Raw genomic sequence first — 21,153 nt, forward strand, 5'->3', positions numbered from 1 at the left:
GCGTGCCTGAGCGAACGCTCCGGCACCTTCATTCGAATGGATATGGCCGCGACGTTACTGCTTGCGCTTGCGCTGATGCTGATCATCGAAGGGATGTTCCCGTTCGTGTTCCCGACGGCATGGCGTGACACATTCCGCCGCATCGCCGAGCGGCCGACGAACCACATCCGCATCGGCGGCCTGATCGCGATGGGGCTCGGACTCATCCTCCTCCTGATCGCGACCTGAGGCGCTTCGCGCGCCTTCTGTCTTTACACGAGCGCCCGAAGGTCGCTCAAACACCCCGTAGGAATCGTTTCGATGTCGACCTGGTTACTTCCCGAGAATATTGCCGACGTGCTGCCGTCGGAGGCCCGCAAGATCGAAGAGCTGCGCCGGCGGCTGCTCGACCGCTTCCGCTCGTACGGCTACGAGCTCGTGATGCCGCCGATGCTCGAATACATCGAGTCGCTTCTGACGAGCGGCGGCAGCGACCTCAACCTCCGCACCTTCAAGCTCGTCGATCAGCTCTCGGGCCGCACGCTCGGCCTGCGCGCGGACATCACGCCGCAGGTGTCGCGGATCGACGCCCATCTGCTGAACCGCCAGGGCGTGACGCGCCTTTGCTACGCGGGCAACGTGCTGCATACGCGTCCGCGCGGCCTGCACGCGACGCGCGAGCAGATCCAGATCGGCGCGGAAATCTACGGCCACGCGGGCCTCGAAGCCGATCTCGAAATTCAGACGCTGATGCTCGATTCGCTGCATCTGGCGGGATTGACGAAGGTGCGTCTCGATTTGTGCCACGCGGGGGTGCTTGCCGCGCTGCTCGAACTGGAACCGGCGGCGGCATCGCTGGGTGAAGCGCTTTTCGATGCGCTCGCCAGCAAGGACGTGCCGCGCCTGAATGAACTCACCGCTCATCTCGGGCAGGTGCCGCGCGAGGCGTTGCGCGCGCTGCCGTCACTGTATGGCGATGCGTCGGTGCTCGACACGGCGCGCGGCCGTCTGCCGAACCTGCCTGTGATCTCCCGCGCGCTCGATGATCTCGCATTCCTTGCATCGCAAGCGAACGGCGCGGAACTGATGATCGACCTGGCCGATCTGCGCGGCTACGCGTATCACAGCGGCGTGATGTTCTCGGCCTACGTCGACGGCGTGCCCAACGCGGTCGCGCGCGGCGGCCGTTATGACGACGTCGGTCTTGCGTACGGCCGTGCGCGTCCGGCGACGGGCTTTTCGCTGGACCTGCGCGAAGTCGCGCGTATTTCCCCGGTTGATGCACGCGGCAGTGCGATCCTCGCACCGTGGAAGCACGACGAGCCGCTGCGCGCGGCCGTCGCGGCTTTGCGCGACAAGGGCGAAGTGGTGATCCAGGCGCTCCCGGGCCACGACCACGATCTCGACGAATTCGCGTTCGATCGTGTGCTCGTCGAGCGTGACGGCACGTGGACCGTGGACGCACGAAAGTAAGCAGCCAAATGCCAGACCTTTGATCGGCAACGACTTTTTCAGGCGTTTCCGATCGACACGGGTTCACGAAAGTCCCGAAAAACTCGGAACCTTCCGCGAACATAGGTAAAATGCGTTTTTAACCAGCTAACGAATCAACATGTCTGCCAGTGCAGTGAATGTGAACCCCGGGCGCAACGTCGTCGTGGTGGGCACCCAGTGGGGTGATGAGGGCAAAGGCAAGATCGTAGACTGGCTGACGGACCACGCCCAGGGCGTCGTGCGCTTCCAGGGCGGTCACAATGCGGGTCACACGCTCATCATCGGCGGCAAGAAAACCATCTTGCGCCTGATTCCCTCGGGCATCATGCGCGCGGGCACGGCCTGTTACATCGGCAATGGCGTCGTGTTGTCGCCGGAAGCGCTCTTCAAGGAAATCGGCGAACTGGAAGCGGCGGGAATCGACGTCCAGAAGCGCCTGTTCATCTCCGAAGCGGCCACGCTGATCCTGCCGTATCACGTCGCGATCGACCAGGCGCGTGAAGCGCGCCGCGGCGCGAGCAAGATCGGCACGACGGGGCGGGGCATCGGCCCGGCTTACGAGGACAAGGTCGGCCGTCGCGGGTTGCGCGTGCAGGATCTGTTCGACGCTCCGGTGTTCGCCGAACGCCTGCGCGAAACGCTCGACTTCCACAATTTCGTGCTCACGCAATACCTGGGCGCGGCTGCGGTCGACTATCAGGAAACGCTCGACACGATGCTCGGCTACGCGGATCGCCTCGCGCCGATGGTCACCGACGTCTCACGCCGTCTCTACGACGAGAACCACGCCGGCCGCAACTTGTTGTTCGAAGGCGCGCAAGGCACGCTGCTCGACATCGATCACGGCACTTATCCGTACGTCACGTCGAGCAATTGCGTCGCGGGCGCGGCGACGGCGGGCGCGGGCGTTGGTCCGCAGAAGCTGAACTACATTCTCGGCATCACGAAGGCGTATTGCACGCGCGTGGGCGCCGGTCCATTCCCGAGCGAGCTGTACGACGCCGATAACGCCGAACGCCAGGAGCAGGTTGGCTTGACGCTCGCTACCGTCGGCAAGGAATTCGGTTCGGTGACGGGCCGTCCGCGCCGCACCGGCTGGCTCGATGCCGCTGCGCTGCGCCGCTCAATCCAGATCAACGGTATCTCGGGCCTGTGCATGACGAAGCTCGACGTGCTCGACGGCCTCGAGGAAGTTAAGCTGTGCGTCGGCTACAAGCTCGATGGCAAGACTGTCGATATCCTGCCGCGCGGCGCGTCGGAAGTGGAGCGTTGCGAGCCGGTCTATGAGACGTTCGGCGGCTGGAAGGAAAGCACGATCGGCATCACGCAATGGGACGGCCTGCCGGAAAACGCGCGCGCCTATCTGACGCGCGTGCAGGAAGTGGCCGGCGTGCCGATCGACATGGTCTCGACCGGTCCCGACCGTGACGAAACCATCCTGCTGCGCCATCCGTTCAAGGTCTGAGCGCGCGTAATCGGCGCAAGCGGCTCAAGCGGCTCGCCTGAACCGATCGCTTCAAAAAAATGTGGCCGCACTGAGCGGCCACATTTCGTATATAACCGCAGTACGCATTTGAAAGAGTCTTACCATGATCGCGATGACGGACCCGCGCAACGACGACAAGAACCTCTGGGTCGGCTGGGATGAATATCACCGGTTGATCGAACTGCTCGCCTTGCGCGTGCACGAGTCCGGCTGGAAGTTCGACAACATCCTGTGCCTCGCGCGCGGCGGCCTCCGCGTCGGCGACCAGCTCTCGCGCATCTACGACCTGCCGCTCGCGATCCTCTCGACGAGTTCGTACCGCGAGGCCGCCGGCACGGAGCAGGGTGCGCTCGACATCGCGCAGTACATCACGATGACGCGCGGCGATCTGAGCGGCAACGTGCTGCTCGTCGACGATCTGGTCGACTCGGGCGTCACGCTCGCGCGCGTGCAGGAGCATCTGAAGGAACGCTATCCGGCGGTCACGGCGGTGCGCTCGGCGGTGCTCTGGTACAAGGCGTGCTCGAACGTGAAGCCCGACTATCACGTTCAGTTTCTGGAAACGAATCCGTGGATTCATCAACCGTTCGAGGAGTGGGATACGGTGCGTCCGCACAATCTCGGCGCATGGATCAAGCGCGGCATGCAGAACGGCCGCGGCTGACACGCATCACCGAACGAGCCGGGCTCGACGCCGTTCGCTCATGCCTTCGGGCATGGCCGAACGGCGTTTTCTTTGTGCACTGAAAGTCATGGCGCGTTCAAGAAGCACCGCGCCGATGCACCGTCGCCATTTCAACGCAATGCTAAACTGCGCCATCCCGCCTCGCGTGGTGCTCGGACAACAGGGAACCGGCGGTTTGCCTGCAACGTTAGAATGGCGTTCGTTTTTTCCGCCTCAAACGGATACCTCGCGTTTATGACCAATCTGACTCACGCGCAAGAGCGCAAGCAGCCTCTCCCGACGCTGGCGCTTGCCGCCATCGGCATCGTGTTCGGCGATATCGGCACGAGTCCGCTGTATGCGCTGAAAGAGGCGTTCAGCACGTCGCACGGCATCGAATTGACCGATGCCTCCATCCTCGGCGTCATCTCCCTGCTCTTCTGGGCGATCGTCATCGTGGTCGCGATCAAGTACGTGCTCTTCGTCATGCGCGCCGACAACAACGGCGAAGGCGGCGTGCTCGCGCTCATGACGCTCGCGTTGCGCACCTTCAGCAATACCGGGCGCATGTCCGGCATCCTGATGATGCTCGGCATCTTCGGCGCGTGCATGTTCTACGGCGACGCCGTGATCACCCCTGCAATGTCGGTGCTCTCGGCGGTGGAGGGGCTCACGATCTCGACGCCGCACCTGGCGCCCTACGTGCTGCCGATCACGATCGTCATCCTCATCATGCTCTTCTGGATCCAGCGGCGCGGCACGGCGGTCGTAGGCCGGCTGTTCGGCCCGATCATGGTGCTGTGGTTCGCGACGCTCGCCGTGCTCGGCGTGTATCACATCGTGCTCGAACCGCGCGTCATCATTGCGCTGAACCCGTACTACGCGTTTTCGTTCATGCAGCAGCACGTGCTGCAGGCGTACATCGTGCTCGGCTCGGTCGTGCTCGTGCTGACGGGCGCCGAAGCGCTCTACGCCGACATGGGCCACTTCGGCGCGAAGCCGATCCGCCTCGGCTGGTATTGCTTCGTGATGCCGTCGTTGCTTCTCAACTATTTCGGCCAGGGCGCGCTTCTGATGCACTCGCCGGAGGCGCGCGTAAGCCCGTTCTTCCTGCTCGCACCGGACTGGGCGCTGCTGCCGCTCGTCATCCTTTCGACAATCGCGACGGTGATCGCGTCGCAGGCGGTCATTTCCGGCGCCTATTCGCTGACGAGCCAGGCGATCCAGCTTGGCTACGTGCCGCGCATGAAGATCCTGCACACGTCCGAGCTCGCGATCGGGCAGATCTACATTCCGCTCGTCAACTGGATGCTGCTGTTCATCATCCTGTGCATCGTGATCGGCTTCAAGAGTTCGGAAAACCTCGCCGCCGCGTACGGCCTCGCCGTCACCGCGACGATGATCGTCACGACGATGCTCGCCTCAGTCGTCATGACCAAGCTCTGGGGCTGGAACAAGGCGGTCGTGACGGGGATCATCAGCGTGTTTTTCCTCGTCGATCTCGGCTTTTTCGGCGCGAGTTTGCTGAAGATCGAGCAGGGCGGCTGGCTGCCGCTGTGCATCGGCGGGGCGCTCTTCTTCCTGCTGATGACGTGGTACAAGGGCCGCATGATCGTGAAGGACCGCACCGCCGCCGACGGCATCCCGCTGATGCCGTTCCTGCAGGGGCTGCTCGCGCACCCGCCGCATCGCGTGTCGGGGACGGCGATCTACCTCACGGGCAGCGATTCGCTCGTGCCCGTCAGCCTCCTGCACAACCTGAAGCACAACAAGGTGTTGCACGAGCGGACGATTTTCCTGAATTTCGTCACGCGCGACATTCCGTACGTCGACGATTCAGAACGGCTCGACGTGAAGGACATCAGTGGCGGGCTTTTTCTCGTGAAGGCCGCCTACGGCTTCAATGAGACGCCCGACGTGAAGGCCGTGCTCGAGCAGATCAGCCGCACGCACGCCATGACCTTCGAGCTGATGGATACGTCGTTCTTCATGGCGCGCGAAACGGTCGTGCCGACGGAGTTGCCGGGCATGTCGGTGTGGCGCGAACGCGTGTTCGCGTGGATGCACCAGAACGCCGCCAAGCCGACCGATTTCTTCAGCATCCCGGCCAATCGCGTGGTTGAACTGGGCACGAAGATCGAGATTTGAGCGTTGCCCGGCGCATTGAATGCCTTCAGTGCGCCGGCGTTTCCAGTTCCGCCCGTGTAGACGGCCGCGCCACCGCGTGCTGACGCACCGACCAGCTCACGCCTCCCAGCAGCAGCACGATCGCCAAAACTTCGGGTACGCGCGGGAGTCGTTCGTCGTAGACAAACGCGTAAAGCAGCGCGAAAAGCGTTTCGAACGCGATCATCTGTCCCGAGAGCGTCAGCGGCAGGCGCTTGGACGCCGCATTCCAGAGCGTGTTGCCGAGCCACGAGCCGCCGAGCGCGAGCGCGAAGCTTACGATCCAGAACATCTGCCAGCGCGCGGCCGGCACGCTCGCCTGCACGGTGCCTGCTGGCAGCGTCAGCACGACGAGCCACAGCGCGCCGCCCAGCACGCCCGTCACGATGCCCCAGAGGATCGACCACTCGTTGCCGTCGAAATGGGTGTTCGCCTGCAGGTAGCGTGCGTTGACGACCGCGTACCACGTCCACGAGAGGAGCGCGCCCACCGCGCACGCGAGGCCGCCGAGCTTCGTCATGACGCTGGTGGCGTTGCCGCCGGCGTCGCTGAAAACGTCGATGTTGATGCACGCGATGCCCGCGATCACCATCACGAGCGGCCAGAACAGGCGCTTCAAGTCGATCGCGCCATGATCGCGCCGCCCGGCGAGCGTCACAGTGACGGGCAAGATCCCGACGATCAGCGAGGAGGGCGCGACGCCCACCATCTGCACGGCGGTGGCGAGGAGCATGTAGTAGAGCAGGTTGCCGACCAGCGCCAGCTTGACGAGCGCGATGAGGTCCGCGCGCGTGAGTTTCGCGGCGAGCCTGCGCGCGAACGGCAGCGCGAACGCGAGCGAGACGAGTCCGTACATCACGTACCGGCCGCTGCTCAGGAGCAGCGGCGAAAAATCGGGCAGCAGTCGCGGCGCGAGAAAAATGAAGCCCCAGATTGCCCCTGCCATCACCCCATATGCCACACCGCGCTGCATCGTTTTGCTCCATTCCCTGGCTCTTGAAGGCGCGCAGAGTAGCACGGGGCGGGGGCGGTTTGTCTTGTCGAAAGCTGCACTCCGATGCCGGTTTCGACCCCGCGCGCGGGCCGATAGCGCGGAAGGCCAAACCGAAAATCACCCGAAAACGACGCGAAAAGAAAAGCGAAATGACGGTCGAAAATGGGCCCGGAAATTGCGACGGATTCACGTAAGCCAATGTTCGGTCAGTGAAAAACCGGGGAACTATCGGTATAATCTGCTTTTGCGCCCATAGGATTTGCCATGCGTCTGATCCAGAAAGCACTCACGTTCGATGACGTGCTCCTCGTGCCCGCGTTTTCCAACGTTCTCCCGCGCGACACCACCCTTAAGTCCCAGCTGACCCGCAAGATTTCCCTCAACATGCCCCTCGTGTCCGCCGCCATGGACACCGTCACCGAAGGGCGCCTCGCCATCGCGATGGCCCAGATGGGCGGCGTCGGCATCGTCCACAAGAACCTCACCGCTGCGGAACAGGCTCGCGAAGTCGCGAAAGTGAAGCGCTTCGAGTCGGGCGTCGTGCGTGATCCGATCACCGTGCCGCCACAAATGCGCGTGCGCGATGTCATCGCGCTGACGCAGCAGCACGGCATTTCGGGCTTTCCGGTCGTCGAGGGGCCGAAGCTGATCGGCATCGTCACCAATCGCGACCTGCGCTTCGAAGAACGCATGGACGAACCGGTGCGCAACATCATGACGCCGCGCGAGCGCCTCGTGACGGTCAAGGAAGGCACGCCGCTCGCCGAAGCGAAGGCGCTGATGCACAGCCACCGGCTGGAGCGCGTGCTGGTCGTGAACGACGCGTTCGAGCTGCGCGGCCTCATGACGGTCAAGGACATCACCAAGCAGACCGAACACCCGGACGCCTGTAAGGACGAGCACGGCAAGCTGCGGGTCGGCGCGGCGGTGGGCGTCGGCGCTGATAACGAAGAGCGCGTCGAACTGCTGGCGGCGGCGGGCGTCGACGTGATCGTCGTCGATACCGCGCACGGCCACAGCCAGGGCGTGCTGGAACGCGTGCGCTGGGTCAAGCAGAAGTATCCGCACATCGAAGTGATCGGCGGCAATATCGCGACGGCCGAAGCGGCGAAGGCGCTCGTCGAGTACGGCGCGGACGGCGTGAAGGTCGGCATCGGCCCGGGCTCGATCTGCACGACGCGGATCGTCGCGGGCGTCGGCGTGCCGCAGATCACGGCGGTGTCGAACGTGTCGGAAGCGTTGAAGGGCAGCGGCGTGCCGGTGATCTCCGACGGCGGCGTGCGCTTCTCCGGCGACGTCGCGAAGGCGCTCGCCGCCGGCGCGAACGCCGTCATGATGGGCAGCATGCTCGCGGGCACGGAAGAATCGCCCGGCGACGTGTTCCTGTTCCAGGGCCGCCAGTACAAGGCGTATCGCGGCATGGGCTCGGTCGGCGCCATGAAGGACGGCGCCGCCGATCGCTACTTCCAGGACAACTCGGCGAACATCGACAAACTCGTGCCGGAAGGCATCGAAGGCCGCGTCGCCTACAAGGGCTCGGTCAACGCGATCCTGTTCCAGGTGGTTGGCGGCGTGCGGGCGAGCATGGGCTACTGCGGCTGCCGCACGATTCTGGAGATGCACGACAAGGCCGAGTTCGTGCAGATCACGGCGGCGGGCATGCGCGAATCGCACGTCCACGACGTCCAGATCACCAAGGAAGCGCCCAACTATCACGTGGACTAAACCATGAAACCGTTGCTGCGAGCCGTACTCGTCGTCAATGCCCTGATTTTTCTCGCGTTCGGCGTGCTGTTCCTGCTGACGCCCTGGGCTGCGTTGTACAGCGCGCTGCAACTCGTTCAGGTGCAGCCTGCGTTCGCCGGGCAACTGTTCGGTATCGCGCTTGTCGGATTGGCGTGGCTGTCGTTTCACGCGGCCGTCAACGGCGCGTTGACGGTGACGGGCGCAAGGGTTTCGGGGCATGTCGAATGGCTGTCGGGCGTGGTCATGCTCGTGTGGCTGCTCGGGCTTCGGACCCCGGAGCTCGCCGGCTTCGGGCAGGTGGTCTCTGCGCTGACGGGCGTGATCCTGCTGATCCTCGGGCTTGGCAGCGTGCGGCTCGCGGGCGCGGTGCGTCGACGCGAGCGGGCGCAGGCGGCAGGCGCGGTGGCGGCGGATCGTGCTGAAAAGCGCGCGGCGGTGAAGCGTGAAGATGTCCGCGCGACGCCTGCGCCTGCTACGGCTACGGCACCCGCTGGCCGTCGCGTCGATCCGCTGGCTGGCGAGCCTGTCGCGGGCGAGGCGCTGGATGTCGGAACGCGGCCCGCAGCGCGAGCGCCGGCAGCCACGGCGATCGATCCGGCGACCGGCCGCAGCATCGACCCGGTCACCGGCCGCACGATCGACCCCGTGACCGGCCGCACGATCGAGCCGACGATTGCCCGCACCATCGATCCCGCTACCGGCAGAACCATCGACCCCGTGACGGGCGAGCGGACCGAACCGCGTCTTACGCCTGACCCGCTGCGTCCCGATACGCGATGAAAGCCGCATGAGCGAAGCGCGCCTCAACCGAACCGGGCGTTTCGTCACGACCTGTACTCCAGCGGTCGGCCTTCGCGCCGGCCGTCGATTTTTTGGCGGGAGCCGGACGTCGCGATGACGCCGACCCCGCGCCCCCATCACCGCAACCGTTTACTTCGCCTTTGGCCGCTGCCATGCACGACAAAATCCTGATCCTCGATTTCGGCTCTCAAGTCACCCAGTTGATCGCGCGACGCATCCGCGAATCGCATGTCTACTCGGAAATCCATCCGTACGACGTCGACGAGGCGTTCATCCGCGAGTTCGCGCCCAAGGGCATTATTCTGTCGGGCGGACCGAATTCGGTCACGGAAGCGGGCTCCCCGCGCGCCCCGCAGATCGTGTTCGATCTCGGCGTGCCGGTGCTCGGCATCTGCTACGGGATGCAGACGATGGCCGATCAGCTCGGCGGCAAGGTCGAGCTTGGCAAGCTGCGCGAGTTTGGCTATGCCGAAGTGCGCGCGCACAACCACACGGGCTTTCTGAACGACATCGAGGATTTCAAGGACGACTCCGGTCACGGCATGCTGAAGGTGTGGATGAGCCACGGTGACAAGGTGGCTGACATGCCGGCCGGGTTCAGGCTGATGGCATCGACGCCGTCGTGCCCGATCGCCGCGATGGCGGACGACGAGCGCCGCTTCTACGGCCTCCAATGGCATCCGGAAGTCACGCACACTGTGCAGGGGCGCGCGATGCTCGATCGCTTCGTGCTGGAACTGTGCGGCGCGACGCCCGATTGGGAAATGGGGCACTACATCGACGAAGCCGTCGAGAAGATTCGTGCGCAAGTCGGCGACGAGCATGTGATTCTGGGTTTGTCGGGCGGCGTGGATTCGTCGGTAGCGGCGGCGCTCTTGCACCGCGCGATTGGTGATCAACTGACGTGCGTGTTCGTCGATCACGGTCTTTTACGCCAGAACGAGGCCGAGCAGGTCATGACGACTTTTGCCGATCACCTCGGCGTGAAGGTGATCCACGTCGATGCGAGCACGGTGTTCTTGTCGAAGCTCGCGGGCGTGACCGATCCCGAGGCGAAGCGCAAGATTATCGGCGCGGAGTTCGTCGAGGTGTTTCAGGCCGAGGCGAACAAGTTGAAGGATGCGAAGTGGCTCGCGCAGGGGACGATTTATCCGGACGTGATCGAATCGGCGGGCAAGGGAAAGAAGGGCGCGCATACGATCAAGAGCCATCACAACGTCGGCGGGTTGCCGGAGACGTTGAACCTGAAGCTGCTGGAACCGCTGCGTGAATTGTTCAAGGATGAGGTGCGTGAGCTCGGCGTGAAGCTTGGGCTACCGCCGGCGATGGTGTATCGGCATCCGTTCCCGGGGCCAGGGCTCGGCGTGCGGATTCTCGGTGAGGTGAAGCGGGAGTTTGCTGACCTGCTGCGTCGCGCGGATGCGATTTTTATCGAGACTCTGCGCACTACGATAGATAAGGAAACGGGGAAGTCCTGGTATGACCTCACGAGTCAGGCGTTTGCGGTGTTTTTGCCGGTGAAGAGCGTCGGGGTGATGGGCGATGGGCGGACTTATGAATATGTCGTCGCGCTGCGGGCTGTACAGACGCTCGATTTCATGACGGCGCATTGGGCGCATCTGCCTCATGAACTGCTCGGGCATGTTTCGAACCGGATTATTAATGAGGTTAGGGGCGTTAATCGGGTGGTTTACGACATTTCGGGGAAACCGCCGGCTACGATCGAGTGGGAGTGAGGGGGCTGTCTGTTTGCCTCTGAACCGCGCGTAAAGGCGCAATGCCGGCACTAACCGACTCCCTCTTCTTCGCCATCTACCCCGACGCCGCGGCCGCCGAGCGGCTGTCGCGGCTCGCCGAGCGCTTACGCGCCGAGTACGGCTTGAAGGGCAAGCCCGCCGCTCCTGATCGATTTCACGTCACCTTGCATCATCTGGGGGCGTTTGCGGGCGTACCGGAAGACCTGGTGGCGATAGCATGCGCTGCCGCATCAAAAATCATGCTGCCGCCGGTTGGCGTCATGTTCGATCGCGCTTCGAGTTTTCCCGGTAGACGAAGCAAAAGTCCTTTCGTTCTGCGCGCAGCCCCGGATGCCATAGACACCGGACTGCTCGACCTTCACGCGGCTCTAGTCGTCGAACTGCAAGCCACCGGGCTTGCGATCAAGTCGAATACGCACTACACGCCGCACGTGACCTTGCTCTACGACGAGCACCATCTGCCCGAACAAGCCGTCGATCCGATCTCCTGGATCGCGCGCGAATTCGTCCTCGTGCGGAGTCTGCTTGGCCGGTCGCAGTATGTGCCGCTTGCACGCTGGCCACTCATCGACTGATTGCGATCAGTGCCGTTATCAATCACAACGGTCGATTCAATAAGTTTTATTAGCTGCCTGCACAATTTTGGCTCGGTCTAATATTTGCCATCAAAATAACGGACGACAAACGACCGACGCGCCGATGCCGACTTCCCCCGCGAAGACACCAGCAGCACCCATCACCGGATCACCGTCGCGCGACAGGCGTATCGCCGCGGTCATTGCGCCCCGCGCCGTGCCGCATTTCGCGCTCACGCAACTCACCCGCAGCAGTACGACATGACCCATCCCCGCCTCCTGGAAATCACCCCCCAGACCCACCACGTCCAGATCGACCTCGCTTACGCGACCGATCGCAATTTCACAGGCAAGCCGATCTACAAGGCCGCGCATTGCCTTCTGCTCGAACCTGCCGAATCTGCCTTGCGCAAGGCCGTGGAGATCGCGCAAACCATCGGCATGACGCTCAAAATCTTCGATGCTTACCGCCCGCCGCAGGCTCAGCAGGTCCTCTGGGATTTCCTCCCCGATCCGACTTTCATCGCCGAGCTGGGTCGCGGCTCGAACCACAGCCGGGGCACGGCGATCGACCTGACGCTCGTCGATGCGAACGGCGCTGAACTCGACATGGGGACGGGTTTCGACGCGATGGTCGCCGCCTCCGAGCACTTCCACCCTGGCTTGCCCGAGCAAGTCCAGAAGAACCGCACGCTGCTGCTCGGCGTGATGCACGGCGCGGGGTTCACGCACATCGCGAGCGAGTGGTGGCATTACGAGCTGCCGGGATCGCGCGAACGTCCGGTGATCGACAACAGCGAAAGCGGCCCGCTGCGCCTGATGTAAATACGCAAGCAACCACGACACCCCAAAAAAAACGGAACGCGATATGAAACTGGTTTTGCGCAACACATTCGCAACACTTGCAGCACTCGCCGTCGCCTCCACGCTGACACTCACCCTGACGTCAGGCCAGACACAGGCAGCAACCCCCAAAGACATGTTCGTCATGGCCACGCTCCTCGACGAATTCACCACCCTCGACCCCGGCGAAATCTACGAACTCGTCCCCGAGGAATACGTCGCGAACACCTACGATCGTCTGGTGCGTGTCGATCTGAAGGACCCGTCGAAATTCAATGGCGACGTTGCGCAATCGTGGACGGTCAGTCCCGACGGCCTCACGTTCACCTTCAAGATCCGCCCGGGCCTCAAGTTCCATTCCGGCAACCCGCTCACCGCCGATGACGTCGCGTGGTCGATCCAGCGCACGGCGCTCCTCGACAAGGGCGCGGCGGCCGTGCTCGCGGGCATCGGCCTGACGAAGGCCAACGCGCTGCAGAACGTCAGGAAAATCGACGACACCACTGTCTCGATCACCACCGACCAGAAGTACGCGCCGACCTTCGTGCTGAATGTGCTCGGCGCGTGGCCGGCGTCGGTGATCGATCGCAAGCTCGCGGAGTCGCATCAGAAGGACAACGATTTCGGCAACGAGTGGCTGAAGACGAACGAAGCCGGCTCGGGCGCCTACAAGCTCGTCAAGTGGAGCGCGAACGAATCGATCGTGCTGCAGCGCTTCGACGGCTATCGCCTGCCGCTCGCGATGAAGCGCATCGTGCTGCGTCACGTGACGGAAGCGGCGAGCCAGCGCCTGATGATCGAGAACGGCGACATTGACGTCGCACGCGACCTGAGCCCCGACGACCTCGACACGCTCTCGAAGGCGGGCAAGATCAAGGTCACGTCGGTGCCGCAGGCAACGCTGATGTACCTCGGCCTGAACAACAAGAACCCGAATCTCGCGAAGCCGGAAGTACAGGAAGCGATGAAGTGGCTCATCGACTATCAGGGCATCCAGAAGAACGTGATCCGCACGACCTACAAGGTGCATCAGACCTTCCTGCCCGAAGGCTTCCTCGGCGCGCTGAACACGAACCCGTATCACCAGGACGTCGCGAAGGCGAAGGCGCTGCTCGCGAAGGCCGGTCTCGCCGATGGCTTCACCGTCAAGATGGACGTGCGTAACGACTATCCGTATAGCGAGATCGCGCAGGCGGTGCAGGCGAACCTCGCGCTCGGCAACATCAAGGTCCAACTGATGCCGAGCGACAACAAGCAGACGCTCGGCCGCTATCGCGCGCGTCAGCACGATATCTACATCGGCGAATGGTCGGCGGATTACATCGATCCGCATAGCAATGCGCAGGGCTTCGCGTGGAACCCCGACAATTCCGACAAGTCGAGCTACAAGATGCTCGCATGGCGCAACTCGTGGGACATCCCCGCGCTCACGAAGGAGACGCTCGCGGCGCTCGCGGAATCGTCGACGACGAAGCGCGCGCAGATGTATCAGGCGATGCAAAAGGAAATGCTCGCGAAGTCGCCCTTCGTGATCATGTTCGAGAAGGTGTCGCAGGTGGCCGCGCGGCCGGGCGTGACGGGTCTCGAAGTCGGGCCGATCAACGACCTCGTTTCGTATCGCGACCTGAAGAAGCAATAAGTGTCGACGCCGCTTTCGACCTTCGACCGCATCCGCGCGCTTTCGGAGCGGCGGCGCGGCGTGCGCTGGATACTGGTGCTTGCGCGCTGGGTCGCGATGCTCCTGATCACGTTCACGGGCTTGCTCGCAATCACGTTCTTCATCGGCCGCAAGATTCCGATCGATCCGGTGCTCGCGATCCTTGGCGATCGCGCATCGGAGACGGCATACGCCGCCGCGCGCCTGCGGCTCGGCCTCGACAAGCCGCTCATCGAGCAATTCCTGATCTACTCGCGTGACGTGCTGCACGGCCAGCTCGGCGTATCGCTCCTGACGGCGAATCCGGTCATCGACGACATCCGCCGCGTCTTCCCAGCGACGCTCGAACTCGCGACGCTGTCGATCATCGTCGGCGTTGGGATCGGTGTGCCGCTCGGCGTGATCGCGGCGGTGCGCCACAACCGGTGGATCGATCACGTCGCGCGCTTCGTCGGCCTGATCGGCAGTTCGGTGCCGGTGTTCTGGCTCGCGCTGATGGGCCTTTTGCTGTTCTACGCGCGCTTGCACTGGGTTTCCGGACCGGGCCGCATAGATCCGATGTACGACGGCATGGTGGATACGCGCACCGGCAGCCTGCTCGTCGATTCGCTGATCGCGGGCGAGTGGGACGTGTTCGCCAACGCGTTCTCGCACATCGTGCTGCCGGCGGGCATCCTCGCGTTTTATTCGATCGCGTACCTGAGCCGCATGACGCGCTCGTTCATGCTCGACCAGTTGAGTCAGGAATACGTGACGACCGCGCGCGCGAAGGGCCTCACCGAGCGCCGCGTGATCTGGCGGCATGCGTTCGGCAACATCGCGGTGCCGCTTCTGACGGTGATCGCGCTCGCGTACAGTTACCTGCTCGAAGGCTCGGTGCTGACGGAGATCGTGTTCGCGTGGCCCGGCATCGGCTCGTATCTGACGGGCGCGCTGCTCAATGCCGACATGAACGCCGTGCTCGGCAGCACGCTCGTGATCGGCGCGACCTTCATCACGCTGAACCTGCTGACCGATGCGCTCTATCGCGTGTTCGATCCTCGGACGCGCTGACGACAGATGCCCATGCCTCAATCAACCGATGATTCGACCCAGGACTGGCCCATGAGCAAGCAGCGCGGGCATCTCAAGGCGTGGCTTCTCACCGATACTCCCGCGTCACGCAGACAAGCGGCGCTCGGCCGCGCGTATCGCCGCTGGCGGCGCTTTTCGAGTAATCCGCTCAGCATGTTCGGCCTGGCGATTCTCGTGCTGCTGATCGCGGTGGCGGCCGTCGGTCCGATGATCGTGACGCAAGACCCGCTGCAGCAAACGCTTTCCGATCGCCTGATGCCGCCGGGTTCTGCCGCGCACTGGTTCGGCACCGACCAGCTCGGCCGCGACATACTCTCGCGGCTCGTGCATGGCTCGCGGCTCACGTTGAGCATCGCGATGCTCGTCGTCGTGCTGGTGGTGCCCGTGGGCTTGCTGATCGGCACGACGTCGGGCTTTTGCGGCGGTTTCGTCGATACGGTGCTGATGCGTCTCACGGATGTTGCGCTCGCGTTCCCGAAGATCGTGCTCGCGCTCGCTTTCGCGGCGGCGCTCGGGCCGGGCGTGTTCAACGCGGTCATCGCGATCTCCATCACCGCGTGGCCGCCGTACGCGCGGCTCGCGCGCGCCGAAACGCTGCGGCTCGTGCAGGCGGACTTCATCCACGTGGCGCGGTTGCAGGGCGCGTCGTCGATGCGGATATTGTTGCGCTATATCGTGCCGCTCTGTTCGTCGTCGGTGCTGGTGCGCGCGACGCTCGACATGGCCGGCATCATCCTCGCCGTCGCGGGGCTCGGCTTTCTCGGCCTGGGCGCGCAGCCGCCGAGTCCCGAATGGGGCTACATGGTTGCCTCGGGCCGCAATGTGTTGCTCGACGCGTGGTGGGTCGCGACGATCCCCGGCCTCGCGATCCTCTTCGTGAGCCTCGCGTTCAACCTGCTCGGCGACGGTCTGCGCGACGTTTTCGATCCCCGCCACGGAGGCTGACATGCAAACGTCATCGAATCCGCCGCTGTGCGAGATCGAGAACCTGCGGATCGGCTTCCCAGCCCACGACGGCACGCTCGCCGACGCCGTGCGCGGTATTTCGCTGACGGTGCAAAGGGGAGAGCGGCTCGGTATCGTCGGCGAATCGGGGTCGGGCAAGTCGCTCACGGGGCGCGCGCTGCTCGGGCTCTTGCCGCCGTCGGCGCAATGGTCGGCCGATGCGCTGCGCTTCGAAGGCACCGACCTCCTCGCGTTGCGTCCGAAGGAGCGGCGGCGCCTGTGCGGCACGCAGATGAGCATGATCCTGCAGGACCCGAAGTACTCGCTCAATCCGGTGATGACGGTCGCGCAGCAGATGCGCGAAGCGTTCCGGCGCCACGAGCCGAAGCTGGGCGCTCGGGCGATGCGCGAGCGGATCGTCGCGGCGCTGGCGGCGGTGCATATCCGCAATCCGGAGCGCGTCGCCGATGCGTATCCGCACGAGCTATCGGGCGGCATGGGGCAGCGCGTGATGATCGCGATGATGGTGTCGGCGGGGCCGCGCCTGCTCATTGCCGACGAGCCGACCTCCGCGCTCGACGTGCTCGTGTCGATCCAGGTGCTCGCCGTTCTCGACGAAATGATCGAAAAGCACGATACGGGGCTCATTTTCATCAGCCACGATTTGCCGCTCGTGATGTCGTTCTGCGACCGCGTCGTCGTCATGGTCGGCGGGCGCGTGGTCGAAACGTGCGCCGCGCGCGATCTCCAGCACGCGCAGCATCCGTACACGCGCGGACTGCTCGCGGCCAATCCGCCGCTGACCGATCCGCCAGAAGAACTGCCGACGTTGCGTCGCGACGCGTCATGGCTCACTGACGCCGAAGGAGCCGCGCAATGATCGACGTCCTGAACGCACATATCCGCTTCAAGACCAAGACAGGCTACGCGGACGCGGTGCGCGACGCGTCTTTCCATGTCGATGAAGGCGAGGTCTTCGGGCTCGTCGGCGAATCGGGGTCGGGCAAGTCGACGATCCTGCGCGCGCTCACCGGTCTCGTGCCGCTCGCCGGCGGCGCGATGCAGGTCGCGACGCACTCGCTCGGCAGCAAAATCGACCGCGCGTTCCGCCGCGACGTGCAGATGGTGTTCCAGGACCCGTACGGCTCGCTGCATCCGCGCTTCACCGTCGATCAGACGCTGCGCGAGCCGCTCGCGATCAACGGCATCGGCGACGAGGACGAGCGCATCCTGAACGGGTTGCGCGAAGTCGGGCTCGGGCCGGCGTTTCGCTTTCGCTATGCGCACCAGTTGTCGGGTGGGCAACGGCAGCGGGTGTCGATCGCGCGGGCGCTGATCGTCGAGCCGCGCGTGCTGCTGCTCGACGAACCGACCTCCGCGCTCGATGTCTCCGTGCAGGCGGAGATTTTGAACCTGCTGCGGCGGCTGCATCGCGAACGCAAGCTGACGATGATCCTCGTGAGCCACAATCTCGCGGTCGTCGGGTTTCTCTGCCAGCGGATCGCCGTGATGCGCAACGGCGAAGTGGTCGAGCAGCTTTCGATCGATGCCGTCCGCGCGCGCGACGTGAAGCACGAATACACGCGCAGCCTGCTGCTCGCGACGGAGGGCTACAAGCGAAAAGTAGCCGAGGTGATCGGCGTCGATGCGGCGTTATGAAGCGGAATTTTGTGCCTGTTGCATAAACGGAACTCGCTTCGAACGCTCGTGCGTTTGGAAGAAATCGTTTTCGGAACTCGCTGATAGAATGGCTGGCTTGATTTCCGATGCCGTCCTGCATTTTGCGACACGCGTCGCGGACAGTGTTCCGGCCCCGAGCGGCCAACCTAACGATATTGCGAAAGACCGGCCGGGCCTTGTGTCCGTAGGCCGATCGTAATCCCCGATGAAACTGCTAGATGCCTTAGTCGAACAGCGGATCAGCGCTGCCGCCGCGCGCGGCGAATTCGACGATTTGCCCGGCGCGGGCGCGCCGCTCCAGTTCGACGACGACGCCCTCGTGCCCGAAGAAGTTCGCGTCGCGAACCGAATCCTGAAAAACGCCGGTTTCGTGCCGCCGGCCGTCGAGCAATTGCGGGCGCTGCGCGACCTGCAGGAAGAGTTCGACAAGGTCACCGATCCGGCGGCGCGCTGCCGTCTGCAAGCGAAGATGCTCGCGCTCGACATGGCGCTCGAATCGCTGCGCGGCGGGTCCACGGTGCCGCACGAATATCGTCGGCGCATCGCCGAGCGGCTCTCCGAGCGCGCGCAAAACCGCGCCGCGGAGCAGCCGAAGTGAGCGAGCCACCGTCCGACGAACGCGACCGCTATTTCATGGCGCTGGCTCAAGAAGCGGCGAATGAGGCGCGCGCGGCGGGCGAAGTGCCGGTCGGCGCGGTGCTGGTGCGCGGCGACGAAGTCATCGCGACGGGGTTCAATCATCCGATCGGCGGGCACGATCCGTCGGCGCATGCGGAAATGGTCGCGCTGCGCGCGGCCTCGCGGGCGCTCGAAAACTACCGGCTGCCCGGCTGCGAGCTCTACGTCACGCTCGAACCGTGCCTCATGTGCGCGGGCGCGATCATGCATGCCCGCATTTCGCGGGTGGTGTTCGGCGCGCCGGACCCGAAGACGGGCGCGTGCGGCAGCGTCGTCGACGTCTTCGCCAACGAGCGGCTGAATCACCACACGACGGTCGTCGGCGGCGTACTTGCCGACGATTGCGGCCACGCGCTGCGCAATTTCTTCGCCGAACGCCGGCAACTCGCACGCGAGGAACGCGACGCCCGCCGCGCGCGTGAAGCGGCGTTCACTCTCCCGACCTCTTCAGATACTCCATGATCGTCAAGCCCCGCACCATCGATTTCGTCGCGCCTTCCGGCTATCCGCACGATCCCGCGGCCGTCGAGCGGGGACTGCATCGGCTGCGGGCGCAGGGGCATCGGCTGGAAAATTTGCACGCGACGCAGCGGCGCTTCCAGCGCTTCGGCGGCACCGACAGCGAGCGCGCCGCCGACCTGAACCGCCTCGCCGACCCCGCGCGGCGCCTGCCTGACATCGTGCTTGCGGTGCGCGGCGGCTACGGCGCGTCGCGCATCCTGCACGGCCTCGACTTCGACGGCCTGCAGCGGCGCCTGGGAGACCGCCCGATCGCGATCGTCGGCCATAGCGATTTCACCGCGATCCAGTGCGCGCTCTACGCGCGCGCCGGTCTGAAGAGCTTCGGCGGCCCGATGTTCGCCGGTGACTTCGGCGCCGAACATCCGAGCACGTTCACGATGCAGAACTTCTGGACCGCGATCACGCGCCCGGCGTTCACCGTGACGGGTAACACGCCGCAGCAGCAATCCGTCGATGCAACCGGCATGCTGTGGGGCGGCAATCTCGCGATTCTCGCGTCGCTGGTCGGCACGCCGTACATGCCGCCGGTGGAGGGGGGCATCCTGTTCATCGAGGACGTGAACGAGCATCCGTTCCGTATCGAACGGATGATTTATCAGTTGCACCAGTCGGGCGTGCTCGGGCGCCAGCAGGCGCTTGTGATGGGCGAATTCTCGGGCGGACGGCTCTCGGACTACGACAATGGCTATTCCCTCGATGCCATGCTGGAGCAGGTGCGCGCTGTGATCGGGATTCCGGTCGTGACGGGGCTGCAGTTCGGGCACGTCGAGAACCTTCTGACACTGCCGTTCGGCGCGACGGCGCATCTCGTCGCGCGTCCCCAGGGCTTCACGATGAAGCTGAGCGATTATCCGCATCTCGCGTAACTTTCCTGATTTTCTTGGCGCCCGGTCGAGGCGCTTTTTACAAACTCATTCACGCAACTAACGGTCCAAATTATCTCTCTCCGAGTTAACCCGCAAGTCACCCGTACGAACCTCATTGTCGACAAAAAAGTGCAATCAATGATGACAAAATAGTTAGAAATAGGCGCGGAGGCCCGTCAGCATTGGCTTGCAAGTCGGCCAAACTTCATTCCAAACACGATTGCCGACAATTCCTAAATTGAATTGTTGACAATCTTTATGTCGCTTCTAAGATGTACAACATGCGAGTGAGCACATCATGTCCGACCCGAAACCGATTGCCGCCGTCGTCGTCAGTGCCAATGCGAATCCCGAGTCGATCGCCGAGAACATCCGCGCCGCGATCCTCGAGCATCGTCTCGCGCCCGGCGCGAAGCTGACCGAAGCGCAACTCTGCGAAGTGTTCGAGGTGAAGCGGGGCACGGTGCGGCAAGCGCTCGCGCAACTGGCGGGCGAGCGGCTCGTCGATCTGGAGCCGAATCGCGGCGCGTTCGTCGCGAGTCCGTCGCTGCAGGAAGTGCATGAAGTGTTCGAGATGCGCCGGATCATCGAAATGGCGGTGGTCGAACGGATCTGCAGCGGACACGGCACGCGGCGCCTGAAGTCGATCGGCGCGACCATCGGACGCGAACGCCGCGCCTTCGAGAGCCACGATTTTTCGTCGTGGATCAGGCTCTCGGGCGAGTTCCACACGGAGCTTGCGTCGTTGACGGGGAACTCGGTGCTGTGCGAATGCCTGTCTGGTCTGGTCGCGCGTTCGACGCTGATTTCGGCGCTGTATGAATCGCTCGGCAAAAGCTCGTGCTCGTTCGAGGATCATGAAGAAATCCTCGTCGCACTCGATGCCGGCGATGCCCCGAAGGCCACCGAACTGATGTCGCGGCATCTGCGGGATGTCGAATTGAAGATGCTGGAGCGGCCGGCGCGTGGCGCGGTCGATCTGCGCGAAGTATTTGCAAAGCCTGCCGAGCGTTGAGCGACGCGCAGCAGACGCAGTAACGGAAAGCCGGCCAGGACCGGCACCGATCGAAGATCAGATGGAGACCGTGCCCCGCCAGAGGGCACGTAAGCAAGACACGAAGCAAGACACTCAGCCGATTGCGCGCATAAGACGCAGCATCGGCATCCCTGAACAGGGCGCTTAAGCCTAAGCGCGAAATGAAAGCCGTCCGGGCGTCGTACCGAGG

Annotated in this window: 21 protein-coding genes; 19 read left to right on the top strand and 2 right to left on the bottom strand. The window is 64.0% G+C overall.

The features are described from left to right. Positions 1-36 precede the first annotated feature (36 nt). The 5 genes from AWB65_RS05620 to AWB65_RS05640 all read left to right on the top strand — a co-directional run bounded on the left by AWB65_RS05620 (position 37) and on the right by AWB65_RS05640 (position 5,771). Entirely contained in the window at positions 37-228 is a 192-nt protein-coding gene (locus AWB65_RS05620; RefSeq protein ID WP_087656056.1) for a DUF2065 domain-containing protein, read from the top strand. A 72-nt stretch (positions 229-300) separates the two neighbouring features. Further along, entirely contained in the window at positions 301-1,452 is a 1,152-nt protein-coding gene (locus AWB65_RS05625) for an ATP phosphoribosyltransferase regulatory subunit (RefSeq protein ID WP_087666198.1), read from the top strand. A 139-nt stretch (positions 1,453-1,591) separates the two neighbouring features. After that, the gene (locus AWB65_RS05630; RefSeq protein ID WP_087666199.1) at positions 1,592-2,938 is read left to right on the top strand and encodes an adenylosuccinate synthase; all 1,347 of its coding nucleotides are present in this window, start codon (positions 1,592-1,594) and stop codon (positions 2,936-2,938) included. A 124-nt stretch (positions 2,939-3,062) separates the two neighbouring features. Next, on the top strand, positions 3,063-3,623 hold the full coding sequence (locus AWB65_RS05635; RefSeq protein ID WP_087666200.1) for a phosphoribosyltransferase: 561 nt from the start codon (positions 3,063-3,065) through the stop codon (positions 3,621-3,623). 255 nt (positions 3,624-3,878) lie between these two features. Beyond that, positions 3,879-5,771: a potassium transporter Kup gene (locus AWB65_RS05640; protein WP_087666321.1), complete on the top strand. Its 1,893-nt coding sequence runs from the start codon at positions 3,879-3,881 to the stop codon at positions 5,769-5,771. A 25-nt stretch (positions 5,772-5,796) separates the two neighbouring features. Here AWB65_RS05640 and AWB65_RS05645 read toward each other — a convergent pair whose 3' ends face one another. After that, positions 5,797-6,762 carry a DMT family transporter gene (locus tag AWB65_RS05645; RefSeq protein ID WP_087666201.1) on the bottom strand — a complete coding sequence of 322 codons (966 nt, stop codon included), beginning with the start codon at positions 6,760-6,762 and terminating at the stop codon, positions 5,797-5,799. Positions 6,763-7,047: 285 nt separating this feature from the next. Here AWB65_RS05645 and guaB point away from each other — a divergent pair, with 285 nt between their 5' ends. The 4 genes from guaB to AWB65_RS05665 all read left to right on the top strand — a co-directional run bounded on the left by guaB (position 7,048) and on the right by AWB65_RS05665 (position 11,662). Further along, positions 7,048-8,508 carry an IMP dehydrogenase gene (gene guaB, locus AWB65_RS05650; RefSeq protein WP_087666202.1) on the top strand — a complete coding sequence of 487 codons (1,461 nt, stop codon included), beginning with the start codon at positions 7,048-7,050 and terminating at the stop codon, positions 8,506-8,508. A gap of 3 nt (positions 8,509-8,511) precedes the next feature. Further along, complete coding sequence (locus tag AWB65_RS05655) at positions 8,512-9,309, top strand: hypothetical protein (protein WP_087666203.1); 798 nt, start codon at positions 8,512-8,514, stop codon at positions 9,307-9,309. Positions 9,310-9,482: 173 nt separating this feature from the next. Then, positions 9,483-11,066 (top strand): glutamine-hydrolyzing GMP synthase, encoded by a 1,584-nt coding sequence (gene guaA, locus AWB65_RS05660; protein WP_087666204.1) that lies wholly within the window; start codon positions 9,483-9,485, stop codon positions 11,064-11,066. Positions 11,067-11,107: 41 nt separating this feature from the next. Further along, on the top strand, positions 11,108-11,662 hold the full coding sequence (locus tag AWB65_RS05665; RefSeq protein ID WP_087666205.1) for a 2'-5' RNA ligase family protein: 555 nt from the start codon (positions 11,108-11,110) through the stop codon (positions 11,660-11,662). Positions 11,663-11,752: 90 nt separating this feature from the next. Here AWB65_RS05665 and AWB65_RS05670 read toward each other — a convergent pair whose 3' ends face one another. After that, positions 11,753-11,932 (bottom strand): hypothetical protein, encoded by a 180-nt coding sequence (locus tag AWB65_RS05670; RefSeq protein WP_087666206.1) that lies wholly within the window; start codon positions 11,930-11,932, stop codon positions 11,753-11,755. Between AWB65_RS05670 and ddpX the strand changes: the two genes are divergently transcribed. The 10 genes from ddpX to AWB65_RS05720 all read left to right on the top strand — a co-directional run bounded on the left by ddpX (position 11,924) and on the right by AWB65_RS05720 (position 20,942). After that, on the top strand, positions 11,924-12,487 hold the full coding sequence (gene ddpX, locus AWB65_RS05675; RefSeq protein ID WP_087666207.1) for a D-alanyl-D-alanine dipeptidase: 564 nt from the start codon (positions 11,924-11,926) through the stop codon (positions 12,485-12,487). The genes AWB65_RS05670 and ddpX overlap by 9 nt on opposite strands. 43 nt (positions 12,488-12,530) lie before the next feature. After that, positions 12,531-14,144 (top strand): ABC transporter substrate-binding protein, encoded by a 1,614-nt coding sequence (locus tag AWB65_RS05680; RefSeq protein WP_087666208.1) that lies wholly within the window; start codon positions 12,531-12,533, stop codon positions 14,142-14,144. After that, the gene (locus AWB65_RS05685) at positions 14,145-15,215 is read left to right on the top strand and encodes an ABC transporter permease (protein WP_087666209.1); all 1,071 of its coding nucleotides are present in this window, start codon (positions 14,145-14,147) and stop codon (positions 15,213-15,215) included. A 51-nt stretch (positions 15,216-15,266) separates the two neighbouring features. Continuing rightward, positions 15,267-16,181, top strand: coding sequence for an ABC transporter permease (locus tag AWB65_RS05690; protein ID WP_087666210.1), 915 nt, complete (start codon positions 15,267-15,269; stop codon positions 16,179-16,181). 1 nt (position 16,182) lies between these two features. Beyond that, positions 16,183-17,061 carry an ABC transporter ATP-binding protein gene (locus tag AWB65_RS05695; protein WP_087666211.1) on the top strand — a complete coding sequence of 293 codons (879 nt, stop codon included), beginning with the start codon at positions 16,183-16,185 and terminating at the stop codon, positions 17,059-17,061. Beyond that, complete coding sequence (locus tag AWB65_RS05700) at positions 17,058-17,840, top strand: ABC transporter ATP-binding protein (RefSeq protein ID WP_087666212.1); 783 nt, start codon at positions 17,058-17,060, stop codon at positions 17,838-17,840. The genes AWB65_RS05695 and AWB65_RS05700 overlap by 4 nt, the downstream gene beginning before the upstream one ends. 226 nt (positions 17,841-18,066) lie before the next feature. Beyond that, the gene (locus tag AWB65_RS05705) at positions 18,067-18,459 is read left to right on the top strand and encodes a DnaJ family domain-containing protein (RefSeq protein ID WP_087666213.1); all 393 of its coding nucleotides are present in this window, start codon (positions 18,067-18,069) and stop codon (positions 18,457-18,459) included. Then, positions 18,456-19,001: a tRNA adenosine(34) deaminase TadA gene (gene tadA, locus AWB65_RS05710; protein ID WP_268808235.1), complete on the top strand. Its 546-nt coding sequence runs from the start codon at positions 18,456-18,458 to the stop codon at positions 18,999-19,001. Before AWB65_RS05705 ends, tadA begins: the two co-directional genes overlap by 4 nt. Beyond that, positions 18,998-19,927, top strand: a complete 930-nt coding sequence (gene ldcA, locus AWB65_RS05715; protein ID WP_087666215.1) for a muramoyltetrapeptide carboxypeptidase — start codon at positions 18,998-19,000, stop codon at positions 19,925-19,927. The genes tadA and ldcA overlap by 4 nt, the downstream gene beginning before the upstream one ends. 298 nt (positions 19,928-20,225) lie before the next feature. Next, positions 20,226-20,942, top strand: coding sequence for a GntR family transcriptional regulator (locus tag AWB65_RS05720; protein WP_087666216.1), 717 nt, complete (start codon positions 20,226-20,228; stop codon positions 20,940-20,942). Positions 20,943-21,153: the final 211 nt, after the last annotated feature.

The sequence above is a fragment of the Caballeronia humi genome, from assembly GCF_001544475.1.
Lineage (GTDB): Bacteria > Pseudomonadota > Gammaproteobacteria > Burkholderiales > Burkholderiaceae > Caballeronia > Caballeronia humi.

Bases quoted from the DNA above. Each gene is read 5' to 3' on its own strand.
- AWB65_RS05620 (WP_087656056.1), top strand. From the start codon at position 37: ATGGATATGGCCGCGACGTTACTGCTTGCGCTTGCGCTGATGCTGATC.
- AWB65_RS05625 (WP_087666198.1), top strand. From the start codon at position 301: ATGTCGACCTGGTTACTTCCCGAGAATATTGCCGACGTGCTGCCGTCG.
- AWB65_RS05630 (WP_087666199.1), top strand. From the start codon at position 1,592: ATGTCTGCCAGTGCAGTGAATGTGAACCCCGGGCGCAACGTCGTCGTG.
- AWB65_RS05635 (WP_087666200.1), top strand. From the start codon at position 3,063: ATGATCGCGATGACGGACCCGCGCAACGACGACAAGAACCTCTGGGTC.
- AWB65_RS05640 (WP_087666321.1), top strand. From the start codon at position 3,879: ATGACCAATCTGACTCACGCGCAAGAGCGCAAGCAGCCTCTCCCGACG.
- AWB65_RS05645 (WP_087666201.1), bottom strand. From the start codon at position 6,762: ATGCAGCGCGGTGTGGCATATGGGGTGATGGCAGGGGCAATCTGGGGC.
- guaB (WP_087666202.1), top strand. From the start codon at position 7,048: ATGCGTCTGATCCAGAAAGCACTCACGTTCGATGACGTGCTCCTCGTG.
- AWB65_RS05655 (WP_087666203.1), top strand. From the start codon at position 8,512: ATGAAACCGTTGCTGCGAGCCGTACTCGTCGTCAATGCCCTGATTTTT.
- guaA (WP_087666204.1), top strand. From the start codon at position 9,483: ATGCACGACAAAATCCTGATCCTCGATTTCGGCTCTCAAGTCACCCAG.
- AWB65_RS05665 (WP_087666205.1), top strand. From the start codon at position 11,108: ATGCCGGCACTAACCGACTCCCTCTTCTTCGCCATCTACCCCGACGCC.
- ddpX (WP_087666207.1), top strand. From the start codon at position 11,924: ATGACCCATCCCCGCCTCCTGGAAATCACCCCCCAGACCCACCACGTC.
- AWB65_RS05670 (WP_087666206.1), bottom strand. From the start codon at position 11,932: ATGGGTCATGTCGTACTGCTGCGGGTGAGTTGCGTGAGCGCGAAATGC.
- AWB65_RS05680 (WP_087666208.1), top strand. From the start codon at position 12,531: ATGAAACTGGTTTTGCGCAACACATTCGCAACACTTGCAGCACTCGCC.
- AWB65_RS05690 (WP_087666210.1), top strand. From the start codon at position 15,267: ATGAGCAAGCAGCGCGGGCATCTCAAGGCGTGGCTTCTCACCGATACT.
- AWB65_RS05695 (WP_087666211.1), top strand. From the start codon at position 16,183: ATGCAAACGTCATCGAATCCGCCGCTGTGCGAGATCGAGAACCTGCGG.
- AWB65_RS05700 (WP_087666212.1), top strand. From the start codon at position 17,058: ATGATCGACGTCCTGAACGCACATATCCGCTTCAAGACCAAGACAGGC.
- AWB65_RS05705 (WP_087666213.1), top strand. From the start codon at position 18,067: ATGAAACTGCTAGATGCCTTAGTCGAACAGCGGATCAGCGCTGCCGCC.
- ldcA (WP_087666215.1), top strand. From the start codon at position 18,998: ATGATCGTCAAGCCCCGCACCATCGATTTCGTCGCGCCTTCCGGCTAT.
- AWB65_RS05720 (WP_087666216.1), top strand. From the start codon at position 20,226: ATGTCCGACCCGAAACCGATTGCCGCCGTCGTCGTCAGTGCCAATGCG.